Origin of the sequence: Ferrovibrio terrae, assembly GCF_007197755.1 — a bacterium.
GTDB classification, from domain to species: Bacteria; Pseudomonadota; Alphaproteobacteria; order Ferrovibrionales; family Ferrovibrionaceae; genus Ferrovibrio; species Ferrovibrio terrae.
In genome coordinates this window covers 2426907-2452698 of record NZ_CP041636.1, presented here as the reverse complement: position 1 = coordinate 2452698, position 25792 = coordinate 2426907, and the positions used below count along the sequence as shown (strand labels likewise).

30 protein-coding genes and 1 tRNA gene are annotated in these 25792 nt (G+C 64.7%); 12 read left to right on the top strand and 19 right to left on the bottom strand.

Annotated elements, in window-relative coordinates; translation table 11 throughout:
• Nucleotides 1-9: 9 nt before the first annotated feature.
• Nucleotides 10-1455 (top strand): MFS transporter, encoded by a 1446-nt coding sequence (locus FNB15_RS11960; RefSeq protein WP_144068918.1) that lies wholly within the window; start codon nucleotides 10-12, stop codon nucleotides 1453-1455.
• Here FNB15_RS11960 and FNB15_RS11955 read toward each other — a convergent pair.
• The gene (locus FNB15_RS11955; RefSeq protein WP_144068917.1) at nucleotides 1452-1841 is read right to left on the bottom strand and encodes an HPF/RaiA family ribosome-associated protein; all 390 of its coding nucleotides are present in this window, start codon (nucleotides 1839-1841) and stop codon (nucleotides 1452-1454) included. The two genes, FNB15_RS11960 and FNB15_RS11955, sit on opposite strands and share 4 nt — an antisense overlap.
• A 6-nt stretch (nucleotides 1842-1847) precedes the next feature.
• On the bottom strand, nucleotides 1848-2039 hold the full coding sequence (locus tag FNB15_RS11950) for a hypothetical protein (protein ID WP_144068916.1): 192 nt from the start codon (nucleotides 2037-2039) through the stop codon (nucleotides 1848-1850).
• Nucleotides 2040-2169: 130 nt separating this feature from the next.
• On the opposite strand from FNB15_RS11950, the gene FNB15_RS11945 reads away from it, so the two are divergent.
• Nucleotides 2170-2355, top strand: a complete 186-nt coding sequence (locus FNB15_RS11945; RefSeq protein WP_144068915.1) for a CsbD family protein — start codon at nucleotides 2170-2172, stop codon at nucleotides 2353-2355.
• Between the two features lie 78 nt (nucleotides 2356-2433).
• Here the strand turns inward: FNB15_RS11945 and FNB15_RS11940 are convergent.
• Nucleotides 2434-2520 (bottom strand) — tRNA-Leu (locus FNB15_RS11940).
• Between the two features lie 204 nt (nucleotides 2521-2724).
• Between FNB15_RS11940 and FNB15_RS11935 the strand changes: the two genes are divergently transcribed.
• Genes FNB15_RS11935 through FNB15_RS11925 form a run of 3 tightly spaced genes read left to right on the top strand, consistent with a single transcriptional unit; the run spans nucleotide 2725 to nucleotide 4358 of the window.
• Nucleotides 2725-3306 carry a YqaA family protein gene (locus FNB15_RS11935; RefSeq protein WP_185973534.1) on the top strand — a complete coding sequence of 194 codons (582 nt, stop codon included), beginning with the start codon at nucleotides 2725-2727 and terminating at the stop codon, nucleotides 3304-3306.
• A gap of 3 nt (nucleotides 3307-3309) precedes the next feature.
• Complete coding sequence (locus FNB15_RS11930; protein ID WP_144068914.1) at nucleotides 3310-3801, top strand: disulfide bond formation protein B; 492 nt, start codon at nucleotides 3310-3312, stop codon at nucleotides 3799-3801.
• The gene (locus FNB15_RS11925) at nucleotides 3801-4358 is read left to right on the top strand and encodes a demethoxyubiquinone hydroxylase family protein (protein ID WP_144068913.1); all 558 of its coding nucleotides are present in this window, start codon (nucleotides 3801-3803) and stop codon (nucleotides 4356-4358) included. Before FNB15_RS11930 ends, FNB15_RS11925 begins: the two co-directional genes overlap by 1 nt.
• A gap of 9 nt (nucleotides 4359-4367) precedes the next feature.
• Here the strand turns inward: FNB15_RS11925 and FNB15_RS11920 are convergent, their stop codons facing one another.
• From FNB15_RS11920 to FNB15_RS11910, 3 genes are all read right to left on the bottom strand, one after another.
• Nucleotides 4368-4913 (bottom strand): HNH endonuclease, encoded by a 546-nt coding sequence (locus FNB15_RS11920; protein WP_144068912.1) that lies wholly within the window; start codon nucleotides 4911-4913, stop codon nucleotides 4368-4370.
• Nucleotides 4914-5026: 113 nt separating this feature from the next.
• Nucleotides 5027-5740 (bottom strand): alpha/beta hydrolase, encoded by a 714-nt coding sequence (locus FNB15_RS11915; RefSeq protein ID WP_144068911.1) that lies wholly within the window; start codon nucleotides 5738-5740, stop codon nucleotides 5027-5029.
• Nucleotides 5737-6435, bottom strand: a complete 699-nt coding sequence (locus FNB15_RS11910; protein WP_144068910.1) for a DNA-3-methyladenine glycosylase family protein — start codon at nucleotides 6433-6435, stop codon at nucleotides 5737-5739. Before FNB15_RS11910 ends, FNB15_RS11915 begins: the two co-directional genes overlap by 4 nt.
• A 22-nt stretch (nucleotides 6436-6457) precedes the next feature.
• Here FNB15_RS11910 and gluQRS point away from each other — a divergent pair, with 22 nt between their 5' ends.
• A complete protein-coding gene (gene gluQRS, locus FNB15_RS11905) occupies nucleotides 6458-7348 on the top strand; it encodes a tRNA glutamyl-Q(34) synthetase GluQRS (RefSeq protein WP_144068909.1) in 891 nt (296 codons plus the stop codon).
• Between the two features lies 1 nt (nucleotide 7349).
• Here the strand turns inward: gluQRS and FNB15_RS11900 are convergent, their stop codons facing one another.
• Nucleotides 7350-8168 carry a hypothetical protein gene (locus FNB15_RS11900; RefSeq protein ID WP_144068908.1) on the bottom strand — a complete coding sequence of 273 codons (819 nt, stop codon included), beginning with the start codon at nucleotides 8166-8168 and terminating at the stop codon, nucleotides 7350-7352.
• 61 nt (nucleotides 8169-8229) lie between these two features.
• Nucleotides 8230-8742, bottom strand: coding sequence for an acyloxyacyl hydrolase (locus FNB15_RS11895; protein ID WP_144068907.1), 513 nt, complete (start codon nucleotides 8740-8742; stop codon nucleotides 8230-8232).
• Between the two features lie 216 nt (nucleotides 8743-8958).
• Between FNB15_RS11895 and FNB15_RS11890 the strand changes: the two genes are divergently transcribed.
• The 4 genes from FNB15_RS11890 (at nucleotide 8959) to FNB15_RS11875 (ending at nucleotide 13104) form a co-directional block, all read left to right on the top strand.
• Nucleotides 8959-9606: a TIGR02117 family protein gene (locus tag FNB15_RS11890; RefSeq protein WP_185973533.1), complete on the top strand. Its 648-nt coding sequence runs from the start codon at nucleotides 8959-8961 to the stop codon at nucleotides 9604-9606.
• Between the two features lie 139 nt (nucleotides 9607-9745).
• Complete coding sequence (gap, locus tag FNB15_RS11885) at nucleotides 9746-10750, top strand: type I glyceraldehyde-3-phosphate dehydrogenase (protein ID WP_144068905.1); 1005 nt, start codon at nucleotides 9746-9748, stop codon at nucleotides 10748-10750.
• Nucleotides 10751-10771: 21 nt separating this feature from the next.
• A complete protein-coding gene (locus FNB15_RS11880) occupies nucleotides 10772-11986 on the top strand; it encodes a phosphoglycerate kinase (RefSeq protein WP_144068904.1) in 1215 nt (404 codons plus the stop codon).
• 86 nt (nucleotides 11987-12072) lie between these two features.
• Entirely contained in the window at nucleotides 12073-13104 is a 1032-nt protein-coding gene (locus tag FNB15_RS11875; protein ID WP_144068903.1) for a class I fructose-bisphosphate aldolase, read from the top strand.
• Between the two features lie 79 nt (nucleotides 13105-13183).
• On the opposite strand, the gene FNB15_RS11870 is transcribed toward FNB15_RS11875, so the two are convergent.
• The 4 genes from FNB15_RS11870 to FNB15_RS11855 all read right to left on the bottom strand — a co-directional run bounded on the left by FNB15_RS11870 (nucleotide 13184) and on the right by FNB15_RS11855 (nucleotide 16134).
• A complete protein-coding gene (locus tag FNB15_RS11870; RefSeq protein WP_144068902.1) occupies nucleotides 13184-13666 on the bottom strand; it encodes an Hsp20 family protein in 483 nt (160 codons plus the stop codon).
• 219 nt (nucleotides 13667-13885) lie between these two features.
• Nucleotides 13886-14152, bottom strand: coding sequence for a hypothetical protein (locus FNB15_RS11865; RefSeq protein ID WP_144068901.1), 267 nt, complete (start codon nucleotides 14150-14152; stop codon nucleotides 13886-13888).
• Between the two features lie 203 nt (nucleotides 14153-14355).
• Entirely contained in the window at nucleotides 14356-14583 is a 228-nt protein-coding gene (gene rpmE / locus FNB15_RS11860; RefSeq protein WP_144068900.1) for a 50S ribosomal protein L31, read from the bottom strand.
• Between the two features lie 153 nt (nucleotides 14584-14736).
• A complete protein-coding gene (locus FNB15_RS11855) occupies nucleotides 14737-16134 on the bottom strand; it encodes a S1C family serine protease (RefSeq protein WP_144068899.1) in 1398 nt (465 codons plus the stop codon).
• Nucleotides 16135-16343: 209 nt separating this feature from the next.
• Here FNB15_RS11855 and FNB15_RS11850 point away from each other — a divergent pair, with 209 nt between their 5' ends.
• Nucleotides 16344-18137 (top strand): ABC transporter transmembrane domain-containing protein, encoded by a 1794-nt coding sequence (locus FNB15_RS11850; RefSeq protein ID WP_144068898.1) that lies wholly within the window; start codon nucleotides 16344-16346, stop codon nucleotides 18135-18137.
• Nucleotides 18127-19275 carry a hypothetical protein gene (locus FNB15_RS11845; protein ID WP_144068897.1) on the top strand — a complete coding sequence of 383 codons (1149 nt, stop codon included), beginning with the start codon at nucleotides 18127-18129 and terminating at the stop codon, nucleotides 19273-19275. Before FNB15_RS11850 ends, FNB15_RS11845 begins: the two co-directional genes overlap by 11 nt.
• Before the next feature lie 10 nt (nucleotides 19276-19285).
• Here the strand turns inward: FNB15_RS11845 and FNB15_RS11840 are convergent, their stop codons facing one another.
• The 7 genes from FNB15_RS11840 to FNB15_RS11810 form a co-directional block, all read right to left on the bottom strand.
• Nucleotides 19286-19771, bottom strand: coding sequence for a DUF3574 domain-containing protein (locus tag FNB15_RS11840; protein WP_144068896.1), 486 nt, complete (start codon nucleotides 19769-19771; stop codon nucleotides 19286-19288).
• A gap of 9 nt (nucleotides 19772-19780) precedes the next feature.
• The gene (locus FNB15_RS11835; protein WP_144068895.1) at nucleotides 19781-20851 is read right to left on the bottom strand and encodes a peptidoglycan -binding protein; all 1071 of its coding nucleotides are present in this window, start codon (nucleotides 20849-20851) and stop codon (nucleotides 19781-19783) included.
• A gap of 6 nt (nucleotides 20852-20857) precedes the next feature.
• Nucleotides 20858-22003 carry a flagellar motor protein MotA gene (locus FNB15_RS11830; RefSeq protein WP_144068894.1) on the bottom strand — a complete coding sequence of 382 codons (1146 nt, stop codon included), beginning with the start codon at nucleotides 22001-22003 and terminating at the stop codon, nucleotides 20858-20860.
• Nucleotides 22004-22244: 241 nt separating this feature from the next.
• Entirely contained in the window at nucleotides 22245-23327 is a 1083-nt protein-coding gene (locus FNB15_RS11825) for an OmpA family protein (RefSeq protein WP_144068893.1), read from the bottom strand.
• A 150-nt stretch (nucleotides 23328-23477) separates the two neighbouring features.
• Nucleotides 23478-24266, bottom strand: a complete 789-nt coding sequence (locus FNB15_RS11820) for an inositol monophosphatase family protein (protein ID WP_144068892.1) — start codon at nucleotides 24264-24266, stop codon at nucleotides 23478-23480.
• A gap of 54 nt (nucleotides 24267-24320) precedes the next feature.
• Nucleotides 24321-24977, bottom strand: coding sequence for a thiamine phosphate synthase (gene thiE, locus FNB15_RS11815; protein WP_144068891.1), 657 nt, complete (start codon nucleotides 24975-24977; stop codon nucleotides 24321-24323).
• Nucleotides 24978-24981: 4 nt separating this feature from the next.
• Nucleotides 24982-25776, bottom strand: a complete 795-nt coding sequence (locus FNB15_RS11810; protein ID WP_144068890.1) for an alpha/beta fold hydrolase — start codon at nucleotides 25774-25776, stop codon at nucleotides 24982-24984.
• Between the last annotated feature and the right edge of the window lie 16 nt (nucleotides 25777-25792).

The window sequence follows — 25792 nt, the reverse complement described above, 5'->3', positions numbered from 1 at the left end:
GAGGCCGGCATGACCCGTCAGGCCGCCGGACTCGGCGCGGAAATCCATACCGACATCCCCTGTCGCCTGGACCGCCAGCGCTGGAGCCGCTTCCACAGTCTGGTCGTGGTTGCGCTGGGCATCACCTGGATTCTGGACGGGCTGGAAGTGACGCTCGCCGGTGCCGTGGCCGGTGCGCTGAAGGAAAGCCCCAGCCTGCAATTCAGCAATCTGGAAATCGGCCTGGCCAGCAGCGCCTATCTGGCCGGTGCGGTGCTGGGCGCGCTGCTGTTCGGCTGGCTGACCGATCGGCTGGGCCGTCGCCTGCTCTTCTTCGTCACGCTGGCAGTCTATGCGCTGGCCACCGCCGGCACCGCACTTAGCTGGGATATCTGGAGCTTTGCGCTGTTCCGTTTCCTCACCGGCGCCGGCATCGGCGGCGAATACACGGCGATCAACTCGACGATCCAGGAACTGATCCCGGCGCGCTATCGCGGCTGGAGCGATCTTGCCATCAACGGCACCTTCTGGATCGGTGCCGCGATGGGTGCGGCAGGCTCAATCGTACTGCTGGATGCGGCCGCTTTTGGCGCCGACTGGGGCTGGCGTATCTGCTTCCTGATCGGTGCGGTGCTGGCTCTGCCCATCCTGGCCATGCGCATCTGGATTCCGGAAAGCCCGCGCTGGCTGATCACGCATGGCCGCATCACCGAAGCCGAAGCCGTGGTGCGCAACATCGAACAGCAGGGCCGGATCGACGCTGATGCGCCGACCACCTCATTGCGTATCCGCCGCCGCGCCCATGTGAGCCTGCGTGAGGTGGCGCATACGCTGTTTCATCTGCACCGCCGGCGTTCCCTGGTGGGCCTGACACTGATGGCGGCGCAGGCCTTCTTCTACAATACCATCTTCTTCACATATGCCCTGGTACTGACGGACTTCTACGCCGTGCCGGCCGCCAGTGTCGGCTGGTACATCCTGCCATTTGCATTGGGTAATGTGCTCGGGCCGCTGCTGCTCGGCCGCCTGTTCGATGCGGTGGGCCGCCGGCCGATGATCGCCGGCACGTTCATTGTCTCGGGAGTATTACTGGTCATCAGCGGCTGGCTGTTCCACCAAGGCCTGCTAACCAGCCAGACACAGACCATGGCATGGACGGTGGTCTTCTTCTTCGCGTCCGCAGCGGCCAGTTCGGCCTATCTGACGGTCAGCGAAACTTTCCCGCTGGAGATCCGCGCCCTGGCCATCGCCGCGTTTTACGCGATCGGAACCGGCATTGGCGGCGTGGCGGCGCCATTCGTCTTCGGCGCGCTGATCGAAACCGGCTCGCGCAGCAGCGTGTTCGCGGGATACCTGTTCGGTGCCGCGCTGATGGTATTCGCAGGGATAGTGCAGGCAATCTGGGGCGTGGCGGCTGAGCGGCGGCCACTGGAAGACGTGGCCAGACCGCTCAGCGCCAGCGACGATTTAAGCTAACCGACAGTCACCGTGCCATCTTCGGTGATCTGCCGGGTCGATCCTTTGTTGCGGTCACGCCAAGCCTCACGCAACCGGCGTTCCACCGCTTCGAAGACATGAGTGACGACAGCCAACTGATCGTCCTTGGCTTCCCGTCGCGCCTCGGCGTCTTTCACGACCACCAGCGGGCGGCCGGCGATTTCCACCTCCACGGTCAGCGCCAGTTCCGCCTTGGGCGACGACCGCGCGCCGGCCGAACTGCGATGCGGCATGGCGGCCACCACTCGGCATCCGATGATGCGTTGATGATGCTGTTCCAGCCGCGCCACACGGTCACGAATGAAGGTTTCCAGCGCGAGCGATGTCTTCATGTCGCGAAAAACCAGCTGCAAGGGTTTCTGCATGCTTTTTTACCGATCCTGCTGATAGCCCTGATTATGCGTATTTTGCCGGATATTGCCGGTCTGCCCGGCATTGCGGCTGTTCTGGGCCTGCTCTGCCTTGGCGCGGCGTGACTGGTCGTCGCGGCGTTCATGCAGGTGCGCATCCTGGGGACGCGGCGATTTTCCGTCCTTTTCCAACTGGGTTTTATGATCGGTCACATCAGCCTCCTCTGCTTACGCTTGGCTGTTACAGAAACACTCCGTGACATCGCTTTGTTCCGTCCGTGCCGGGAGGAACGATTGTGCCTCAGCTGTGTTGAGTCTGGGCACAACGCAAAGGAGAGCAGGAATGGACAAGGATCGGATCGAAGGCACTGCCAAGCAGGCCAAGGGCAGCATCAAGGAAGCCGCTGGTCACCTGACGGGCGACGCCAAGTTGAAAGCCGAAGGCAAGGCCGACAAGGCCGAAGGCAAAATCCAGAATGCAGTGGGTGGCGCCAAGGATGCGGTGCGTGACGCCGTGAAGAAGCACTAAGCGTCCACATCACGCTAAATGCGAAAAGCCGGAGGCCCAATGGGCACTCCGGCTTTTTTCGTGTCGCTACATCGATGGTGGTGCCCCAGGCCGGACTTGAACCAGCACACCCTTGCGGATAACAGATTTTGAGTCTGTCGCGTCTACCAATTTCACCACTGGGGCCCGGCCGTATCGCCGAGAGTTTGCGGCGGGCGGATATTACCCAACACCAGCGCTGAATCAACGGCCAGCCCTGCCCCGGCGTCTCTCAGGAAATGGCGGATAAACACTGCTTTGTCATGCCCTGCGACCGGGCGGCGCATGGACAAGCCCTGCGGCCTCCGGCATACAGCTTGCGGCCTTCCCGGCTTTCGGAGATCTGCCTCGGTGTTCCGCCCGCTTTACGACTGGACCATGCGTCAGGCCGCCCGGCCCCGCGCCGACCGCGCTTTGGCCGTGGTGTCCTTCCTGGAAAGCTCGGTCTTTCCGATCCCGCCCGATGTGATGCTGGTTCCGATGTGCCTGGCCGACCGCAGCCGGGCCTATTACTACGCGGCCGTCTGCACCGCCGCCTCGGTGATCGGTGGCCTCTTCGGCTATGCCATCGGCTATTTCCTGCTTGAAACACTCGGTCGCTGGGTGATCGACCTCTATGGCTATGCCGAGAAATGGCAGGCCTTCGAGGAGGCTTACGCCGAATGGGGCGTCTGGATCATCCTGATCAAGGGCCTGACGCCGATCCCCTACAAGATCGTCACCATCGCCAGCGGCGCGGCGCATTTCAGCCTTGTCGTCTTCATCCTCGCCTCGGTAACCACCCGCGGCGTGCGCTTTTTCCTGGTCGCCGGCCTGTTGCGCGCCTATGGCGAACCGATCCGCGACTTCATCGAGAAGCGACTCAATGTCCTTGGCATCGTGTTTCTCGTCGCGCTGATTGGCGGCTTCATCGCCGTGCGCTATCTTTTCTGAACCATGATCCACAGCCTGTATAAGCCCAATCGTTCCGGCCTGCTCGTCGCCCTGGCGGCAGCCGGCACGCTGGCGCTGGTGCTGATCGCACAATACGGCTTCGGCCTGCCGCCCTGTGAAATGTGTCACTGGCAGCGCTGGCCCTATATCGCCGCGCTGATCTTTGGCCTCGGCGCACTGGTACTGCCGCGCTGGCGCGTGCAGCTGCTGGGGCTCGCGGCTTTGAGCTTCGCGATCACCGGCGGCATCGGCGTGTTCCATGCCGGTGTGGAATGGAAATGGTGGCAGGGCCTCACCAGCTGCGGCGGCACATCTACCGCCACCTCGCTGGAAGACCTGCGCGCCCAGATCATGGCCGCGCCGGTGGTGCGCTGTGACGAGGCCGCGATCCGCGTACTTGGCCTCTCCATGGCCGGCTGGAACGCGCTGTGGGCGGCAGTGCTGGCGATTTTCGCCGTCCTCGCCACCCGTCGCGCCGCACGGGAGGCCATGTGATGCAGAAGCCCACGCCGCAGAAAAGGCGTCTGGCCGGCGATCCCGATCCGCGCGCGCTGCTGGAGCGCATCCTGCGCGTCGACCATGCCGGCGAGTATGGCGCCAAACGCATCTATGAAGGCCAGCTGTCGGTGCTGAAGACCGCGCCGTCGACGCCAACGATCCGCCACATGCTGAAACAGGAGCTGGTGCATCTTGATGCCTTCGACCGCCTGCTGCCGCAGCGCCGCGTGCGTCCCACCCTGCTGACACCGCTGTGGCATGTCGGCGGCTTCGCGCTCGGCGCCGCCACCGCGCTGCTGGGCGAAAAGGCCGCCATGGCCTGCACCGAGGCGGTCGAGGAAGTGATCGACGCGCATTACGCCAGACAGGTCGAGAAACTGGGCGAGTCCGAGCCCGAGCTACGCGCGACCATCGAGAAATTCCGCGCCGAGGAAATCGAACACCGCGACACGGCGCGTGCCGAGGGCGCCGCCGAGGCGCCGGGCTATGGCCTGCTGTCGCGCGGGGTGAAAGCGATCACGCGCGGCGCCATCTGGCTCTCTGAAAGAGTCTGATCAGAAGCCTTACGGCTCCAGTTCGCTGTCCCAGTACAGGAAGTCGCGCCAGCTTTCGTGCAAAAAATTGGGCGGAAAAGCCCGCCCATTGCGCTGCAGCTCCTGCACGGTCGGCATATGTGGGCGAATGCGCGGATGCATGTGGCAATCGTGCGGCATACGGCCGCCCTTGGTGAGATTGCAGGGCGCGCAGGCCGCCACCACATTATCCCAGCGCGTAAGCCCACCGCGCGAACGGGGGACGACATGATCGAAGGTGAGTTCATGCCGGCTGCCGCAATACTGGCAGGAGAAGCGGTCGCGCAGGAACAGGTTGAACCGCGTGAAGGCCGGCCGCCGCGCCGGCGCGATATAACGCTTGAGCGCCACCACGCTGGGCAGCCGCATGCGCATGCTGGGCGAATGAATTTCCTGGTCGTATTCGGAGAGAATCGTGACGCGGTCCATACAGACCGCCTTGACCACTTCCTGCCACGGCCAGACCGAAAGCGGGAAATAGGACAGCGGCTGGTAATCCGCATTCAAAACCAACGCCGGGCAACTCTCAGGGTTCATTGCTTCCCCAGTTCCGAAACGCCGTAATGCCTTACCATATGCGGGGTTACCGCATCATGACAACTACCTTATTTTGTAAGACTGCCGGGTTATCCACACCACAGCCGCCCTCATCATCTAGCGCGGGCAAAGCATTCGGCGAGGAAAGCGCCGCCGAGCGACAATCCCTGCCCGTCGATGCCATGGCCCAGGCCACGGCTGACATGAAAGCGTGCCGGCGCTCCGGCAGCGTTCAGCGCATGGAGGGCGGCGTGCATCGCTTCGATCGGCACAACCTCGTCGGCATCGCCATGGATCAGCAGGATCGGCGGCCGGCTGCGAATCTGTTTCTCCAGCCCCGCGCTGCCCAGCAGCGCGCCGGAATAGCCCAGGATGCCGGCGGGCGCCGGGTCGCGTCGCAATCCGACATGCAACGCCATCATTGTGCCCTGGCTGAAGCCGACCAGCGCGAAATCGGCGGGGCCGAGTTTGTTGCGCGCCAGTTCATCGGCGATGAACTGCTCCAGTGCCGGCGCGGCCTGTTCGGCGGCGCGCTGCATCGTGGCATAGACTGCCGCCGTCTGGTGCGGGTCGCGACGCAGCAGGTTTGGATCATAGGCATCGAGCGCAAACCATTGCCGTCCGCCCATCATGCCGGGCGGAAAGCCCGGAATGCGGCCCGGCGCGTGCGGCGCCACGAAAGCTGCATCGGGCAGCCGATTGCGCCATTGCCCGCCCAGTTCGATCAGGTCGTTGCCATCGGCGCCATAGCCGTGGATCAGCACCACCAGCTTGCGCGCCGTGCCGCTGGCCGGCGCCAGACGCGGGCCATCTATCGCAGCATTCATGCGGCAATCTCCTTTTCGGCAGCGATATCCGTGGTCACGCGCTTCGCCGTCACCGCGTAATAGCGCCACAGCAGCCGCGCGGCGACGCCGCGATGCGGCCGCCATTTCTCGGCCATCTTGTCCATCTTCTTCACATCCGGGCGCGCCTTCAGGCCGAATAAACGCTTCGCGGCCTCCTGCAGCGCCACGTCATGCGCCGGCCAGATATCCTCGCGATCGAGCGCGAACATCAAAAAGATTTCCGCCGTCCAGCGCCCGATGCCCTTCACCTCGGTCAGCATCGCGATGGCGGCATGGTCTTCCAGTTTCGGCAGCAGATCGAAATCGATGGCGCCGCTTTTCGCCGCCTGCGCCATGTTGCGCACGTAACGCACCTTCGGGCCGCTCAGGCCGCAGGCGCGCAGCCGCGCCTCGGTCAGCTTCAGCAGGCGCTCGGGGCTGAACACGCCATCGGCCCGGCCCTGTACGGCGGCTTCCAGCCGGCCCCAGATGGTGGCGGCGGCGGCCACCGAAATCTGCTGCTCGATCACGATGCGGCACAAACTGGCGAAATCGGCCGGGCGGCGGCGGTCGGAAATGTAGCCGACGGCGGCAAAAGCCTCGGCGAATTTCGGTTCGCGCTCGCAAAGCTGCCCCAGCGCCACTTTCGTGCGCTTGCGGGTGTCGTGCTTTGCGGTGGGTGGTAGGTTTGCCATGGCTGCTGTATGAGACTCGCCCATGCAGTCTGACATCGTTACGCGCTGTGCGCCAAGCCCGACCGGCTATCTTCATCTCGGCCATGCCTATGCGGCTGGACTCGCGGCCCTGCGGGCCCGGGAGGAACCCGGTGGGCGTTTCCTGCTGCGCATCGAGGATATCGACACCACGCGCTGCCGGCCGGACTTCACCCAGGCGATCTTCGATGACCTGCACTGGCTGGGCTTAAGCTGGGAAGAACCGGTACGCCGGCAATCACAGCATTTCTCCGATTACGCCGCGGCGCTCGACAACCTGCAGCAGCGCGGCCTGCTGTATCCCTGCTTCTGCACCCGCAAGCAGATCCAGGCCGAGATCGCGGCCGCCGGCCATGCACCGCATGGCTTCGAAGGCGCGGTCTATCCCGGTACCTGCCGTTACATGCCCGCGGGTGAACGCACGCGGCGCCTGGCCGCCGGCGAGGCCTATGCGCTGCGGCTGGATATCGAAGCCGCCTGCCGGCATACCGGCCGCGAAAAATGGCCGCTGCACTGGCATGATGAAGACGCCGGGCAGCAGACGGTGACGCCAGAGTTGCTGGCCCAGGGTTTTGGTGACGTGGTTCTGGCGCGCAAGGAGATCCCGGCGAGCTATCACTTATGCGTCACGCATGATGACGCCTTGCAGGGCATCACCCTGGTCACGCGCGGCAGCGACCTGTTCGCGGCCACGCATCTGCACCGTCTGCTGCAGGCCTTGTTCGGCTGGCCGGTGCCGGCTTACGCGCATCATCCGCTGCTGCTGGACGACACCGGCGAACGGCTGGCCAAGCGCAAGAACGCGCCATCCTTGCGCGACCTGCGCGCTGCCGGCCGCACACCTGCCGCAGTGTGGCAGCAGGCTGGACTGGACCCTGCCGCTTTCCAAAAATGAGTCAGTGGCGTGGACTGACCCGCTGACGCGTGTCCGGATCGAGCCAGGCATACATCGGCTGCAGCCAGGGCTCATCGGGATGGGCCGCGAGGATGACGTCGATTGCCGGCACCAGCCGCTCTGATGTTGGCGTGCGATTGCAGGTGATGCCACCCAGATTGACCGTCGGGATTTCAGCGATCGGCAGCACAGACAGCACCGGCGCGGTCTGCTCCTGCCGCGCCTGCCAGATCGCCTCAAACGGATAGAGCAGGATCCAGTCGAGCCGCTTTGCGGCCAGCATCGAAACCATATTTCCGGTCTTGGGCAGGCGGGTCACCGGCGCATCGGGCGCTGCATCGCGCAGCAGGCCGTCCAGCACCGGGCCATAGGAGCGGTTCTGGTTGACCGCACCATCCAGCGCCGCCTGCTGCAGCAGGCGGCGGAATTCCACCATGCCCCTGGCATCTTGTATCGGCAGGAATTCACTGGCATCAGCGCTGCGCACCACGAGGCCGAGCGCCGGCATGCGCATGATGTCGCGGCTGATCAGATACTGCGCCTCGCGTGTCGGCGTGCGCAGCAGGTTACTGGTACATACGGTGGCTTGCGGGTCTTCCATCAGTCGCAGCAGCCGCGGCAACGGCAGCGAACGGATTTCATGCGTGTAGTCCGATGGCAGCCGGGCCATCAGCCAGGCCAGCGCCGCATCGCCGAAACCCTGGCGGTTCTGCATGAAGACCGGCGGCCAGTCGGTCTTGAGCCACAGGACTTTTTCTTCTGCCCGGGCATCGTGCGCGACACCGGCAAGCCACATAGCCAGCAGCGCACAGCCCAGCATGCATAGCCGGAACACCCCAGCCGCCGTTATGCGGCGACGTGATGAAAGAGATTGACCGGCCTTACTTCCCAAGCGGCAGCGAATAGGTCAGGAAGACCGTCTCGGTGCCCGGATTGCTGTCGTAGATGCTGGCATTCGAGATATGGCTGATCCCGATACCGACCCGCGAGCGGTCGTCGAAGCGGTAGCTGAGTTCAAGCTGCGACTTGAATTCGATCGTGCCGCCGAGGTCCTTGCCGTCGCCCTCGCGATACAGGCCCGGCGCGAAGGACGGCGTCAGCACCCAGCGGCGGCCGAAATAGATATCGACCAGAACGCCGGCATAGCCCATCACCGCAGTGTCGCTGGTGGCGAGCACGCCAACCATCGGCTTGAAGATCCAGAACTTGTTGCCGAAGCGGTATTCGAGGCGGCCCTCGAAGGCATCGTGGTCATCGGCGATGTCGTGATAGCCGGCGGCAACGGTCAGGAAGGCCGGATCGTCCTTTTCCTGGGCTAGCGCGGCCGGAGCCGCAGCAAAAAGCACACAGGCGACAACGGCCGCGACGCAGCCGGACAGCAAACGGAAACGCATCGTAATCCCCCACTCTGCAGGCCGGCTGGGCCGATCCTGTTCCCACCCAGATTTTGTCCGGCCGAATATTAGCCAGGGATATGCTGCTGCGCCAAGGGGTTATCCGCCGAGTCGGCTGCTTTCACAGGCCTGACGCTTCATTCTTGCCACATTTCTGCGGCATCAGGGCCGCCCATGTCCCGCCTGCGACGCCTCCTGCTGATCCTTTGCCTGACCGTGCTGGCGCTGCCGGTCCTGTACGGCACCGCGGCACTCGCCTTGGGCCTGCTGCCGGCTCCGCACCGCCCGCCGACGCAAGGCCAGCCGACCTTGCCGGTCTACCTGATTTCCAACGGCTGGCATGTCTGGGTCGCCCTGCCGGCACGCACGGAACGGGACGAAACGGACTGGGGCGCCTGGCTGGCCGGGAGCAGCCTGGCCGAACGTCTTGCCGAGGATGACTATGTCGCTTTCGGCTGGGGCGACCGGGATTTTTACCTGAATACCCGTCGTCCGGTCGATTTCCGCCCCGATCTGGCGCTGGCCGCCCTGCTGGGCCGCGGGCCCGCCGCCATGCATGTCATGCGGGTGCCGGAAGCCGCTTTGACCGGTTCTGAGCTGAAAACCCGGCGCCTGGAGGTGGATGCCCTGCAATACCACGCCCTGGCCGCGTATATCCAAACCGGCTTTGCCCCCGGCGGCAGCGGCCGGCCGCAGCCCCTGACCGAGCCGGGATTCGGCCTGGATGATGCATTTTTCGAGGCAACCGGGAGATACAGCCCGTTTCGCACCTGCAACGAGTGGGTCGGCGCCGGATTGCGCGCCGCCGGCCTGAAAGCCGGCTGGTGGACCCCCTTCCCTTACGGGCTGATGCAGGGGGCCTGAATGGAGGCCGTGATATCGCCGTGCTCGTCTTGCGACTCACCCACAAAGGGGCTAAACCCAGCCCCGAAAAAGGACGGTTATGGGCGGTTTACGCCGCCTGCTTTCCGCTCGCCACGCCATCCCATCGGAGACCAAAAAAATGACGGTTCGGGTTGCGATTAACGGTTTCGGCCGCATTGGCCGCAATGTGCTGCGCGCCATCATCGAAAGCGGCCGCACGGATATCGAAGTTGTCGGCATCAACGATCTGGGCCCGGTCGAGACCAACGCCCACCTGTTCCGCTATGACAGCGTGCATGGCCGCTTCAACGGCACCGTCACCACCAAGGGCGACAGCATCGATGTGGGCCGCGGCCCGATCAAGGTGACCGCCGAGCGCGATCCGGCCAAGCTTCCCTGGAAGGAACTGAAGGTCGACATCGCGATGGAATGCACCGGCATCTTCACCGACAAGGAGAAGGCCGCGCTGCACCTGACCGCCGGCGCCCGCAAGGTGCTGGTGTCGGCCCCGGCCAACAACGCCGATCTCACCGTCGTCTACGGCGTGAACCACGACCAGCTCAAGGCCGAGCATACCGTCGTGTCGAACGCGTCGTGCACCACCAACTGTCTGGCCCCTGTCGCCTTCGTGCTCGATGCCGCCATCGGTATCGAAAAGGGCTACATGACCACGATCCACGCCTATACCGGCGATCAGCCGACGCTGGACACCATGCACAAGGATCTCTACCGCGGCCGCGCTGCGGCGCTGTCGATGATCCCGACCACCACGGGCGCCGCCAAGGCCGTCGGCCTGGTGCTGCCGAACCTGAAGGGCAAGCTGGATGGTTCGTCGATCCGCGTGCCGACGCCGAATGTGTCGCTGATCGATTTCAAGTTCATCGCCAAGAAGAACACCACGGCGGAAGAAGTGAACGAGGCGATCAAGCGCGCCGCAGCCAACCAGCTGAAGGGCATTCTCGACGTCAACGACCAGCCGCTGGTCTCCAGCGACTTCAACCACAATCCGGCCAGCTCGACCTTCGACCTGAAGCAGACCCAGGTGATGGACGGCAATCTGGTGCGCGTGGTGTCTTGGTACGACAACGAGTGGGGCTTCTCCAACCGCATGTCCGACACTGCGGTGGCGATGGCCAAACTCTAAGGGCAAGGGAGCATCGCCGACATGGCCGGTTTCCGTACCCTCGATGACGTCAACGTCGCCGGCAAGACGGTGCTGGTGCGTGTCGATCTGAATGTCCCGATGAAGGATGGCCGGATCACCGATGATCTGCGCATCAGCCGCATCCTGCCCACCCTGCACGAACTGTCGCGCAAGGGCGCCAAGGTTGTGGTCCTGTCGCATTTCAGTCGCCCGGACGGCAAGCCGGTGCCGGAAATGTCGCTCAAGCCGGTGGCGGCCGCGCTCGCCACCGCGCTGGGCTCCTCGATTCCGTTTGCCGAAGACTGCGTGGGCGAGCCCGCCCAGTCGGCAATCGACAAGCTGCGGGGCGGCGGCGTCGTGCTGCTGGAAAACACCCGCTTCCACGCCGAGGAAGAGAAGAACGACCTCGCCTTCGCCAAACGCATGGCGGAGCTGGGCGATATCTATGTCAACGACGCCTTCTCCTGCGCCCATCGCGCCCATGTCTCGACCGAGGCGCTGGCGCATCTGCTGCCGGCCTATGCCGGCCGCAACATGGAAGTGGAGCTGAAGCATCTGCAGGCCGCGCTGGAAAAGCCGGAGAAACCCGTCGCAGCCGTGATCGGCGGCGCCAAGGTTTCGACCAAGCTGGAACTGCTCGGCAACCTGATCGACAAGGTCGACAAGATCATCATCGGCGGCGGCATGGCGAACACCTTCCTGTTCGCGCAAGGGCGCGAAGTGGGCAAGAGCCTGTGCGAGAAGAACCTGGCCGATACCGCCCGCGACATCCTGCGCGATGCCGTCACGCGCGGCTGCGCCATCATCCTGCCCGATGACGTGGTGGTGGCCCGCGAGTTCAGGCAGGGCGCCCCCAGCAAGGTGGTGCCGGCCGAGCGCGTGCCGGCCGACCAGATGATCCTGGATATCGGCCCGGTGGCGGCGGCCCGTCTGGGCACCATCCTCGCAGATTGCAAGACTTTGGTCTGGAATGGCCCCCTGGGCGCCTTCGAGACGCCGCCCTTCGATGCCGGCACCGTGACGGTCGCCCGCACTGCGGCGGCGCTGACCGCATCCGGCCGCCTGCTCAGCGTGGCTGGTGGCGGCGATACGGTGGCGGCACTCCGCCATGCCGGCGTGGCAGAGGAATTTTCCTATGTTTCCACCGCCGGCGGTGCCTTCCTGGAATGGCTGGAAGGCAAGGAACTGCCGGGCGTGGCCGCACTGGCCGCCCCGGCTGCAGTAGCAGCCAAGTGAATGCGTGATAAAATCCGGTCCTGAAACAGGGGGGCCGGATTTTCGTTATCAACGGACTGAATTCGGACTATCGGGAGCTGACTGAAATGGACGTCAAAGAACTCAACAAGATCGCCAAGGGTATGGTCGCGCCGGGCAAGGGTATTCTCGCCGCCGACGAAAGCACCAGCACGATCGAGAAGCGCCTTACCAGCATCAACGTGGCCTCGACCGAGGAGAACCGCCGCGACTATCGCGAGATGCTGTTCACCGCCGATGGCTCGGAGAAGTACATCTCCGGCGTGATCCTCTATGACGAGACGCTGCGCCAGAAGGCCAAGGACGGCACTCAGCTGGTCGATATCCTGAACAAGCGCGGCATCATTCCGGGCATCAAGGTCGACAAGGGCATCCAGCCCCTGCAGGGCACCGATGGCGAGAAGATCACGGAAGGTCTGGATGGTCTGGGCAAGCGCATGGCCGAATACCATCAGCTCGGCGCCCGCTTCGCCAAATGGCGCGCGGTGCTGAACATCGCCAACGGCAAGCCGAGCCGCCAGGCCATCGTCGCCAATGCCGAAGCGCTGGCGCGCTATGCCGGCATCTGCCAGGCCAACAACATCGTGCCGATCGTCGAGCCGGAAATCCTGATGGACGGCGACCATGACCTGGCCACCAGCTTCGCCGCCACCGAGCGTACGCTGCATGCCGTGTTTGAACAGCTGGCGCTGCACAACGTCGTGCTGGAAGGCATGATCCTGAAGCCGGGCATGGTGATCCAGGGCGAAAGCTGCAAGAAGGCCGCCAGCATCGACGAGGTGGCCGATGCCACCGTGCAGGTGCTCAAGCGCTGTGTGCCGTCGGCCGTGCCGGGCATCGCCTTCCTGTCCGGCGGCCAGTCGGACGAACTGGCCTCGGCGCATCTCGGCGCCATGAATGCCCGCCATCCCAACCTGCCCTGGGCCCTGACCTTCTCCTACGGTCGTGCCCTGCAGGCCCTGCCGCTGAAGCTGTGGGGCGGCAAGGCCGCCAATGTGGCGAATGCGCAGAAGGGCTACCTGCACCGCGCCAAACTCAACGGCATGGCCGCGCTGGGCAAGTACGACGCCAAGCTGGAAAGCGAATTCAAGGCCGCGTAAGCGATCTTCGATCTCTGAAGCGGAACGGCCCCGGTCTCGCGACCGGGGCCGTTTTTCTTTTTAGCGCGTCATATGACCGTTACGCTGCCTTGGGCTGAGCCTCGATCACCGTGCCACTATTGGCAACCGTGCTGATCTGGATCTGGCGCGGCTTCTTGGCTTCCGGCACCTCGCGCTTCAGCGCGACATGCAGCAGGCCGTCCTTCAGTTCGGCGCCGACCACCTTCACGGTATCGGCCAGCTCAAACCGGCGCTCGAAGGCGCGTCGCGCGATGCCGCGGTGGAGATACGAGACCTGCTCGCCATCCTGCGGCACGGTCTGCTCGGCCGCCTTGCCGGTGATGATCAGGCTGTTTTCCTTCACCGTCACGTCGAGTTCGCTCTGGTCGAAGCCGGCCACCGCCATGGTGAGGCGGTAGGCGTCTTCGCCGCGTTTCTCGATGTTGTACGGGGGATAGCTGGTCGCGGTCTCGTCGACGCGATTGGCCAGTTCAAACAGCCGGTTCACATGATCGAAACCGACGCTGGAGCGCAGCAGGGGGGAAAGATCGAAAGCACGCATAGAGTCATCCTCCTTCAAGCGATGAGTCGTGTGCGCGGCCCGCCATTGATAGAGGCAGGAGACGTTTCCCGCTCTCTCTGAGCCGGGCCGCCGTGACCGCCGGACCTCACCATTGAGCATCCGGCTTGCGATTGAGATAGGAAGCCGAAAAGCGGGCTTCAAGAGGGGAGCGATTTCAGAAAAATTCGCGCGAATCCGCGACTCACGTCGCAGGCGGCCTCAGCCGATGGAAATGGGGTACCACTTGAAATCATGCAGCGCCCGGCCACGCAGGATATCGACCACATGTTTCGGGCCGACGAATTCCGGCGCCAGGTTCACGCCCTGAGCGGCCAGCACCACGGTGGAGCTCTTGAACAGCGGCTTCATCGCCGCGAGCGAACGCCCCGCCATCTCGTCGGTGGCGATGGCGGAATAGGAGACGTAGATCACCGTGATGATCTCGTCTGCCAGTTTGATGGACGCGGATTGATAAACCTGAGCCATGGCTGCGTTTGTAAGCCTCGTAACGCGCGGTCAGGCTAAAGGGGTACGGCATCTGTGGTTAATGAAACGTCGCCGTGTGTCATATCACTGAAAACTTTGCCGCCCGGAGATGCCTTCCGAAGCAACAAAAAAGGCGGCCGGGAATGCCGGGCCGCCTTTTGTCTGCCGGGGCTGCTGCCCCGACATAATCCGAATACGGTCGATTACTTCTTCAGACCGAAGCTGCCGAAGCGCTTCTTGAACTTGGCCACCTGGCCGCCCGCTTCGTTCAGACGGGCCGGACCGCCGGTCCAGGCCGGATGCGAGGTCGAGTCGATGTCGAGCATCATGGTGTCGCCGGGCTTACCCCAGGTCGAACGGGTGGTGTAGACGGTACCGTCCGTCATCTGCACCTTGATCTCGTGGTAATCGGGATGGATATCGGCCTTCATGACAGTTCTCCTGGGCCTGCCCCCAACTCATGGCGCTTATCGTCATGATGGTCGGGGGGAGCCGCAAATTGAGGGGGCGTTATAGCCAGAAGCTCCTCCCCCTGCAACCCCGAACCGGGGGCTGCCGATAGCTGCGCCAAATCAACTCGTTAACTACTGGCTGGCGGCCAGGTTTCGGCGACGCTGGAATTCGGCCGGGTCGACCAGATCCACCCCCAGTTTTTCCAGCCCGTCGAGGATGGGGATGAACAGATTCAAACTGGCATTCGACTTGTTTTCACCCATGGCGTAGCCGGCCACCGTGATGCCGACAAGATTGCCGTGCCGGTCCAGCATCGGCCCGCCGCTGTTGCCGCCATGGACGGCCACATCGGCCTGGATCAGATCGAAAGGTTGGCCGGGCAGACGAGCCGGCCGCCACGCACTGACCACACCGCGAGTCACGGTCCAAGCCAACTGCTTAAACCTCGGTGCACCGATGACGTAGACCTCCTCAGTCACCGTCACCGGCGTTTCTCGGATCGTCATGGCAGGATAGCCGCTGCCTTCGAGTTTGACCAAGGCGACATCACGCAATTCATGCTGCCGCAAAACCTCGCCAACCACCGTGCGGCCAGATACCAGGACGACACGGACAAAGCGCTGGCCGCCGACAACATGCTTGTTGGTTATCATCAAGCCATCTTCGGAGACGATGAAGCCGGAGCCGTGACTGTCGCCGGTGTCGATCAGCACGGTGGCGCTGCGCAGGCGGTCGATATGACTGTTGATCGGCTGCTGCGACAAGGCCACGCGTCGCAGGGGGATGCGCGCGCGATCTTCCGCCGCCGGCCGCGCCCCCGGCTGCGGCAACGGCGCGCGTTCCGTCATCATCCTGCGCAGTTCCGGCGAAACCGCGAGCTGGTTGGCGGCATCGGCGAAAGCAAGCTGCAGGATCACGAGAGGATCAAGCGCAACGGTCTCGGTCGCTTCAAAGCCGCCTTCGCCGCGCTGCTTCAGGATCACCTGCCGCCGCACCGGATCGAATACCTGCCACTCCATGGCAACCTTGGCATTGCCCCGCATGCCCACCGCGTTCTCGCTGAAAAAGTCGCAGACGGCCCGCATTTCCAGCTTCATCTCGCTGATGGTCAGGCCGAACTGGAGGTCGCCTTCCTCCTGCTGCGCCGTGTCGAACAGCTGATTCGGATTACCGGCGACCCGGAAACCATGGCCGCTCATCACGCGATAGAAGGTGTCATTCCATTCGTTGCTGCGCGCCGGCGTGCGCGGCTGCTCCTGATGGATCGGTCCGAGCCGCACGCCGCGGCATTTGTTGCCGAACTGGCCCTGCAACCGGCCAATCTCGGTGCCGCGCGGAATGTCGATCTGCACGCGCGCCAGTTCGACCGAGCGGCCATCGAGGCCGGACTGCGCGCCGGGCTGCACGGTGCTGCCGTCGGCCAGTTGCACCGGCCGGGCCGCGATCGGCGGCGGCGAGGCCGGCGTGACGCAGGCGGAAATCGTGGCAACCAGGGCAAGCGCCAAGAGGCGGGGCGGCAGGACAAGCATCGAAAACTCTCTTGAGAGGAGAGATTGGGAATTTTCATGTATCTATAATGGTAATATCGGAACATAAAGTGAAATCTTCGGGTTGACAGCAGAAGCATACAGTCGCATGCGCGCCGCGGCCGCGGCCGGAGCGCGCAGGGAGCGGTGGTTGCGTTGTCCCTCCGGGCTGCGGTCGGTATAACCACCTGAGTTTTCAGCAAGACATCCAGATGCCATCAGTCGACACCACCGATCCCAAGCGCCCGCCGATCTCGGCGCTGAAGCATGTCTTCCGTTTCGTCGCTCCCTATCGCTGGATGGCGGCCGGGGCAGCGGTTGCCCTCGTTGTCACCTCGGGCGCCATGCTGATGATCGGCCAGGCGATTCGCCGCGTGATCGATGCCGGCTTCGGCGCCGGCAACGGGGCGTACCTCGACCTTTATTTCGGCGCGCTGTTCGGTGTCGTGGTGATTCTGGCCTTTGGCACCTTTGCCCGCTTCTACTGCGTCACCTGGATCGGCGAGCGCGTGGTCGCCGATATCCGCAAGGCCGTCTACAGCCATGTGATGAAGCTGAGCCCGGCCTTTTTCGAAACCACCCGCAGCGGCGAAGTGCTGTCGCGGCTGACCACCGATACCGAACTGATCCAGACATTGGTCGGCTCGTCGATCTCGGTGGCGTTGCGCAACATCCTGCTGTTCGTCGGCAGCGCCGGGCTGCTGATCGTCACCTCGCCGCGGCTGACGCTGCTGGTCGCGCTGGTGATTCCGCTCGTCGTGCTGCCGATCATCGTGCTGGGCCGCCGCCTGCGCAAGCTGTCGCGCGAAAGCCAGGACCGTATCGCCGATCTGTCGGCGCGCGCCGGCGAAACGCTGAACGCGATCACCACGGTGCAGGCCTACACCTATGAGTCCCGCGAGGGCGAGCGTTTCGGCCGCCATGCCGAAGACGCCTTCGGCACCGCTGTGCGTCGCATCCGGGCGCGGGCCTGGCTGACCGCGCTGGTGATGCTGCTGGTGTTCGGCGCGGTAAATGCCGTGATGTGGATCGGCGGCAAGGCCGTCTTCGCCGGCGAGATGTCGGCCGGTGAACTCAGCGCCTTCGTGTTCTACGCCATCATCGGCGCCTCCGCTGTCGGCTCGCTGTCGGAAACTTGGGGCGATGTGCAGCGCGCGTCCGGTGCCGCCGAACGCCTGATGCAGCTGCTGGCGACCGATCCGGCGATCCGCGCGCCGGCCGAGCCTCTGCAGTTGCCCGCGCAGCCGACCGGCCGCCTGCAGTTCGAGGATGTGCGCTTCCACTATCCGGCGCGGCCGCAGACGGCAGCGCTGGATGGCCTCAGCCTCGATATTGCGGCCGGCGAGACCGTCGCCATTGTCGGACCGTCCGGTGCCGGCAAGACCACGCTGTTCCAGCTGCTGCTGCGTTTCTACGATCCTGAATCGGGTCGCATCCGCTTCGACGGCATCGACATCGCCAAACTCGATCCGGTCGCCTTACGCCAGCATATCGGCCTGGTCGCGCAGGAACCGGTGATCTTCGGCGCCACCGTGGCCGAGAATATCCGCTACGGCCGCCCTGAGGCGTCCGACATCGAAGTGCAGGCCGCGGCCGAAGCAGCGGCTGCGCATGGTTTCATCCAGGTGCTGCCGCAGGGTTACGACACCTATCTGGGCGAACGCGGCGTGCGGCTGTCCGGCGGCCAGCGCCAGCGCATCGCGATTGCGCGCGCCCTGCTGCGCGATCCGCCGGTGCTGCTGCTCGACGAGGCCACTTCCTCTCTCGATGCAGAGTCGGAACGCAAATTGCAGGCCGCGCTGGAACGCCTGATGCAGGGCCGCACCACGCTGGTGATCGCGCATCGCCTCGCCACCGTGCAGAAGGCCGACCGCATCGTGGTGATGGACCAGGGCCGCATCATAGCGTCGGGCCGTCACGACAGCCTGATGGCGGAAGACGGGCTCTACGCGCGCCTCGCGCGTCTGCAGTTCATGTCCGGCAAGGCCGAGGCCGATGCCGCGTAAGCGCCGCGAGGAAAAGCCGCTGCAGCGACGGCTGATGCGCTTCTGGTGGCGCTTCCTTGCCATCGCCCTCGTCTTCTTTGTCGGTTACACGATCTGGCTCGGCGGCGCCTATCGGAGCACCGAGGCTTTCACAGCCGGGCAATGCGAGGCCGTGCCCGCGCCGCCCGGACCGGAAGACATGGCGCTGCTGCCCGATGGCGCCAGTTCGATTCCGGGCCTCGCACCAGGCGCGATCGTCTCAAGCCAGGATCGCCGCAACCGCGACGCGCCGGGCGGCCTGTATTTCTACGACATGAGCAGCCGCCCGGGCAGCTTCACCAAGCTTGAGCTGCCGGCCAGCCTGGTGCTGCATCCGCATGGCATCAGCCTGTTCACGGCAGCCGATACCGGCCAGATGTTCCTGCACGTGATCAATCATCGCAGCACTGAGCGCCATACCGTCGAGATCTTCACGGTGCAGCGTACGGCCGGCATGCCGCTGCCGGTGCTGCGGCATCGCGGCAGTGTGTCGAGCGATCTGTTCGTGCATCCCAACGGTATTGCCGCGGCCGGGCCGGAGTCTTTCTACCTGACCAACGACCGCGGACCCGGCCCGCGCTGGATGCACATGGTCGAAAACCTGCTGCAGCTGTCGCGCTCCACCGTGGTCTATCACGATGGCCGCGGCGCGCGCGTGGTGGCGGAAGACATCGCGTTTGCCAACGGCATCGAGATCAGCGCCGATGGCGGCACCGTGCTGGTCGGTTCGACGCAATGGCGCATGCTGCTGGCCTTCACGCGCGAGCCGCAGACCGGCATGCTGCTGCGCAGCGGCAGCCTGTCGCTGCCCGGCGGCGCCGACAATATCCGTCGCGATGCCAATGGCGATCTCTGGGTGGCAGCGCATCCCAATGCCTTCGCCTTCATCGGCCATGCCATGGATGCGGAGAAGGAAAGCCCGAGCATGATCCTGCGTCTGGCGCGCGACAGCCGCGGCGTGGTGCATACCGAAGAGGCCTTCGGCGATCCGGGCACATTGATCTCAGGAGCGAGTGTCGGCCTCTATCGGCAGGGCCGGCTGCTGATCGGCTCCGTGTTCCAGCCGACTGTGCTGGACTGCCTGATCGACGGGACCAAGCTGCGCGCCAGCGACAGCTAGAACCTGCCCGCTAGAATTTATAGGCCCCGCACTGGTCGAGACGCAGCACGCTCTCCTGCTGGAAACGCGACTTGTAATCCTCGACGATGCTGGCGAGCTTGGCATTGATCTCGGTATCGTTGCGATGCGCCACCATCAGGATATAGGTGTTCTCGCGCATCGCCGCGCCGTCGGCGACCGAGCGGGAGAAGCCTTGTCCTTCCAGAACCGTGAAGCCGTCCGGCAGACGCGGCACGATGGCGGATTCGACAAAGCCATGCCACTCGCTGCCGTCCAGATGGCGCACATGCTCGCCATGCCGGACCGCCGTGCCGAAAAACAGCAGCGCACTCTGCTGGCGGCAATGCAGCAGCGGGTTGAGCCAGATATAGACGCCCGCCGCCGCGACGATCGCCAGCGCGATCATGCCGCCGGCGAGCGCCAGCACCACCTTGGCCTGCAGGGCACCCAGCCGTTCACCGACCTTGAGAAACGCTTCCTCGAACATGGTCGCCATGCCTCCCGCTCAGCGTTCGGTCAGCTTGAGCTCGATACGGCGGTTGCGGCGGAAGGCGGTCTGGTCCTCGCGCGCATCCAGCGGCTGGAATTCACCGAAACCGGTGGCCGCCAGGCGTTCGACCGGCACGCCCTGGCTGGCGAGGAACTTCACCACCGAAATGGCGCGCGCGGATGACAGCTCCCAGTTCGAAGGGAACTGCGCCGTGGCAATCGGCAGCTTGTCGGTATGACCGTCGACGCGCAGCACCCACGGCAATTCCTTCGGAATCTTGTCGCTGATCTCGATCAGCGTCTTGGCCAGCTTGCCGATCTGCTCGCGGCCTTCGGGCTTCAGCTCGGCGGAGGCAGAATCGAACAGAACCTCGGACTGGAACACGAAGCGGTCGCCCACCACCTGGATGTCGCGCCGGTTGCCCAGCGCCTGTCGCAGCCGGCCGAAGAACTCGGAACGATAATTGGTCAGCTCGTCGACCTTGCGCGCCAGCGCGGCATTCAACCGGCGGCCAAGATCGCTGACCTGCGCCTGGTTGCTCTTGTCCTTCTCTTCGCTCTCTTTCAGGATGCGCTCGATCTGCGCCATCTGCTCGCGTAGCGCCAGGATCTGGCGATTCAGCAGATCGACCTGGCTGCGCGCTTCCGTCGTCAGGCGCTTTTCCTGATCCAGCTGGCCCGTGCTCGAAACCAGCTTGCCTTGCAGATCCACCACGATCTGCTGCTGTTCGGTGAGTTTCTTCTCGGCCTCGTCGGCGCGGACCTGGCTGTCGGCCAGCACGGCAGCCAGCTGATCGCGTTCGGCATTGGCGCTGCTCAGCGTGGCCTGCAGGTTGGTAATGTCGAGACGCAATGCGGCGTTGTTGCGTTTTTCCAGCCCGAGCTGCTCGACCAGCCCGGCCAGTTCGCTGCGCAATCCCTCGATGGCCTTGTCGCGACCCGAGATCGCGTTGGCGAGGAAAAACTGCACCAGCATGAACACCGCCAGCACGAAGACGATGACCATCAGCAATGTGGAGAGGACATCCACATAGCCGGGCCATGCGTTGGCCCCCATATGGTCGTTGCGCCTGCGGCTCAAAGCCATCGGCGTTTACCGGCGCTGGTTGTCAGCAGATGCCGCGATGGTGCGCGACAGCAGCTTGATTTCGGCACGCATGTCATCGATCAGCTTGGCGCGGCCCTGCGCCGCATCGTCCAGCATGCGGGTCAGCAGGACGTCGATGTTGCGCAGGTGGCCGCGGCTGGCGGCATCGAAGTTGCCGCCGTCGGCGCTTTGCGCCAGCTTGGCCATGATCGGCCGCATCTCGATCTGATGTTCCGTCAGTTTGAGCAGCAGCCCCTGTTCGGCGCGCATCTGCTCGGTGAGCAGGCTGAGCTTTTCGTTGAGCTGCAGCAGCGCCGCGCCGGTCTGCGTGCGGCTGTCCTCGCCGCGCGCCATGGTGCGCTGCAGGTTGTCCAGGCTGTCAGCCGTCTGCTCCAGCAGCGCCTGCACATAGGCCGGCACCGACTGTTCGCCCTCGGTCACGGTGCTGCCGCCGACGCGGGTGAAGCCGGCAAGCCATTCTTCCAGGTCGTTGTAGAAGCGGTTCTGCGCCTGGCCCGCCTGCAGGTCGAGGAAGCCGACGATCAGCGAGCCGGCAAGCCCCATCATCGACGCGGAGAAAGCCAGCCCCATGCCGGTGAGCGGCGTTTCCAGACCGCCCTTCAGCTTGTTGAACAGCGCATTGATGTCTTCATTCGCATTCAGCGACAGGCCGTTGATGGTGTCGGCAACGGCATTGATGGTTTCCAGCAGGCCCCAGAACGTGCCCAGCAGGCCGAGGAAGACCATCAGGCCGATGAAATAGCGCGAGATTTCCCGGCCTTCATCCAGCCGCGAGCCGACCGAGTCCAGCAGGGCCCGGGTCGCCGTGGCATGCAGCGAGCCGCGCGGGCTGCGATTGGCCAGCATGCGCGCCAGCGGCGCCAGCAGGCTGGAGGGTTCGCCGATATTGCCGCCACCGCCGCTGCGCTGGGCCTTTTGCCAGGCCTCGACCCAGCTCGCCTCGCGGCCGATCTCCCAGACCTGGCGGAAGGTATAGAGGATGCCGATCAGCAGAACGGCGCCGATCAGGCTGTTGAGCGCCACATTGGCCATGAAGGCACGCAGCAGGGTGTTATGCAGCACGGCGACCACAACGCCGACACCGGCGAGGAACAGCACCATGCGCAACAGAAAACGGCCAGGCTTGGTCATGCAATCCATCCTTCCGCTTCTGCGTTACGGAGCGAATACGGCAATTTCACGGCACCTGCCGCCGGCTGGCGACCAGTTGACGAGACTGGGGCCGGGGCGACCCGCAGGCGACTGGGAATTCGCCCAGGTGAATCAGCTTGGCGAATCAAGATGCGAACCCCTGAATGATCGCCCGGGGCGGCGAACCGGATCAACCCCGGATATGCGACGAAACGATGTCAGCCGGGGGTATGTTCTGACGTCAGCGGCCGACCGGAGCGACTTCGACACGGTCGGCGGCACTGCCATCAGTTGGGGCGCCGAGTGCGCGAACGTCGATCCGCGTCGAACGGATGCCCTTGTCGATCAGATACTGCCGCACGGCCAGCGCGCGGGTGAGCGAGAGGCGCCGGGCGCCGCTGCCGCCATCGCTGACGGTGCTGGCGGCATAGGCGCGAATCTGCAGGCGGTCTTCGCCATTGGCATGCTGCGTGGCCAGCGCATCGAGGGCGGCCAGATCGCCACCCGACGGCAGATCACCCTGTCCGCCGGCGAAAGCCAGCGTGACGAGGCCGCCGGGCCCAGGCCCGGGCGCAGGCACCGCACGCGGCGGTGTCGGCGCGGCAGCCACTTGCGGAGCAGGCACCGCCCGGGGCGTTGCCTGGGGCGCGGGTGCGGGGGTAGCCGGAACTGAAGCCTGGGGTGCCGCAGCGGCAGCCGGCGCAGGCGCCGGAGCCGGAGCCGGAGTTGGTGCCGGCGCGGCGGCCACGGGAGGCGCCGGAGCCGGAGTTGGTGCCGGCGCGGGCGCCGATGGGGCGGCGGCTACCGCCGGAGCGGGCGGTGCAGGAACCACCTGGGTCGGGGCGCCTGCCTGCGGGGCCGGTGCCGGAGTTATCGCCGGCGCAGGCGTCGGAGCTGACGCAGCGGGAGCCGGCGCAGCGGCGACGGCCGGCGGCGCAGCGGCAGGTGCAGCTTCGGTTTTGGCCGATGCCTTCGGGGCAGATGCGGAAGCCTTGCGGGTCGCCGTGGAAGACCCGGGCCGGCGCAGCTTCACAGTATTTGCGGCCTGACCGGTTTCACCCAGCAGCGCCTGCGGGCCAGTCGGCTGGGCGGCCGCCGGAACAGCGGCCTGCTTCGGCGCCTTGCCGGTCGATCCAATCAACGGAAGCTGCGGCGTGGCGAGGCTGGCAGATCGTGCGCCGCCCAACTGGTCGAGCGCCTGCATGTTGACCTGAACATTGCCGGTGCCGATGTAATTCTGCGCCAGCGCCGGTGCAGCGACGACGCCAAGGCCGAACGCCAGCGATAAGGCGGCAAGCGAATGCGGAACCGGCCTGGCAGCCATCGAAAAATCCCCCGAACCCCGACTACGGCGCGAACGATAGCGGAGCCAGCCGGACCCGACAACCCGGCAAGCAGCCGTCAGAAGCAGGAAATCAACGACTTGTGCAGTGCGAATGGCGCCCGGAACCCAAGCCCAAGAACCAAACTTGGATCAGGATTTGATCAGCTTGGTCAGCGGTGCGTGCAGCACGTCGTTCGCTGCGATGATGCCACCGGTTTCCAGCATCTTGTCGCCACCGGCCAGATCCGTGACCGTGCCGCCGGCTTCCCGCACCAGCACGATGCCGGCCGCGATATCCCACGGTTGCAAGCCGGTTTCCCAGAAGCCGTCGAAACGCCCGGCCGCAACGTAAGCCAGATCGAGCGCCGCAGCGCCCAGACGGCGGATACCAGCCACTTCGGTCATCACCTTGGTGACTTCCTTCAGGAAGGCTTCGTGGCCCGACTTGCCATGGAAGGGGATGCCGGTGCCGAACACGGCCTCGGGCAGCTTGCGCCGGGCCGACACGCGGATGCGGCGCTCGTTGACATAGGCGCCGACGCCCTTCTCGGCCCAGAACAGTTCATCGCGCACGACGTCGAGCACGATTCCGGCGATCAGTTCATCCTCGCGCTGCACGCCGATGGAAATAGCGAAATGCGGAATGCCGTGCAGGAAATTGGTGGTGCCGTCGAGCGGATCGATGATCCAGTAGGTCTTGCCGTCCTTCGCCTCGATACGGCCACCCTCTTCCATGATGAAGCCGAAATCCGGACGCAGCTTGACGAGTTCCTGCTGCAGGATTTTCTCGGCCTTGCGGTCGGCAGCGGACACGAAGTCAGCCGGGCCCTTCTTCGAGACCTGCAGGTGCTCAACCTCGTTGAAGTCGCGGATCAGGCTGCGCTGCGCTTTACGCGCCGCGTTTGCCATCGCATTGATCAAAGCCGAACGCAGGGCCATTGGGGGACCAGAAGTTGGGGACGGATGCTTGTTTGGGAAAGGCCGCGGAACCTATCAGCGGTTCCCATGCTTGGCAATCGCTCCATTAAAGGCTTTCACGGCCGCGGCAGGGCCTTCCGGATGGCGCCAGACGCCGGCGGAAACCGCCAGGAAATCCGCCCCGGCGGCGATCAGCGGCGGGCAGTTCTCAACGGTAATCCCGCCGATGGCGACACAGGGCACCTCCATCAGGTCGGCCCACCATTCGATCAGCTCGGGTTCCGCTTTTGTCTTCGGCCGCTTGGTTTCGGTCGCGAAGAAGGCGCCGAACGCGACGTAATCCGCGCCAGCCTCGGCCGCCTCCATCGCCAGATGCCGGGAGTCATGGCAGGTGACGCCAACAATGCGATCCGGCCCCAGGATACGGCGCGCCTCTTCGTAAGGCACATCGTCCTGGCCGACATGCACACCATCGGCGCCGAACTTGATCGCAAGATCGGGCCGGTCGTTGATCAGCAGCGCGACGTCATGCTCATGACAGACCGGCAGCAGCGCTTCGGTCGCACGGCGGAAGGTGTTGTCGGATGCGGTCTGCTCGCCATCTTTCAGGCGCAGCTGCAGGCAGGCGACATCGCCGGCGCCGAGCGCTTTCTTCAGCTCTTCGGTGAAGGCCGCGGGCTCGATTGCCGGCGGAGTGATCAGGTAAAGGCGTTGCTCTGGATTCTTGCTCATCTCGTCAACCGGCAATGAAATCTTTGAGGGCGTCGAGCGTCTCGTCGGGCCGCTCGCCCATCATCATATGGCCGCAGCCCGGCAGCACATCGATGCGGCCGTTCTGGAATTCCCTGGCCCAGCCGCGTGCGGCACGCAGCGGCGTCATCTGGTCGCGCTCGCCAGCTAGGATCTGCGCCGGCAGGGTGATGGCTGCCACCGCCTGCTTGCCATTCTGGTAGCTGCTGCAGACGCGGAAGCCGGTCGCCAGCACGGCGCGCGGCGCGCGATCGATCAGGCGGATGCTGCCATTCAGCAGATGCGCGCCCGGCACGCGGTTGCTGCCGATCTGGTTCTTCTTGGCGATCATCCAGTCGTTCATCAGCTCGACCACGGTATAGGCGCCACTGTCGGCCAGTGCCTGCAGTTCCGGGTTCACCGCCATCGGATAGGCGAAGCCGAGCAGCGAAATCTTCTTCACGCGCGACGGATGCCGCTGCGCGGTTTCCAGCGCGATCAGCGCGCCCATGGAATGGCCGACCAGCGCCGCCTGCTGCACGCCGGCCGCATCGAGCAGCTTCGGCATCCAGTCGGCGAAGGCCTCGACGCTTTCAGGCATCGGGCCTTCGGAGCGGCCATTGCCCGGCAGGTCGAGCGCCAGCACCGAATAGCCGTGATAGGCGAACCAGCGCGTCTGCATCGCCCAGACCGTATGGTCACAGGCATTGCCATGAATGAAGACCACGCAGGGTTTGGTCTTGTCGAAGTCCTTGCCGCCAGTGGCGGCAAACACTTTCTTGCCCGCGACGTCGAGCCACATCTTCGCGTTCTCCCTG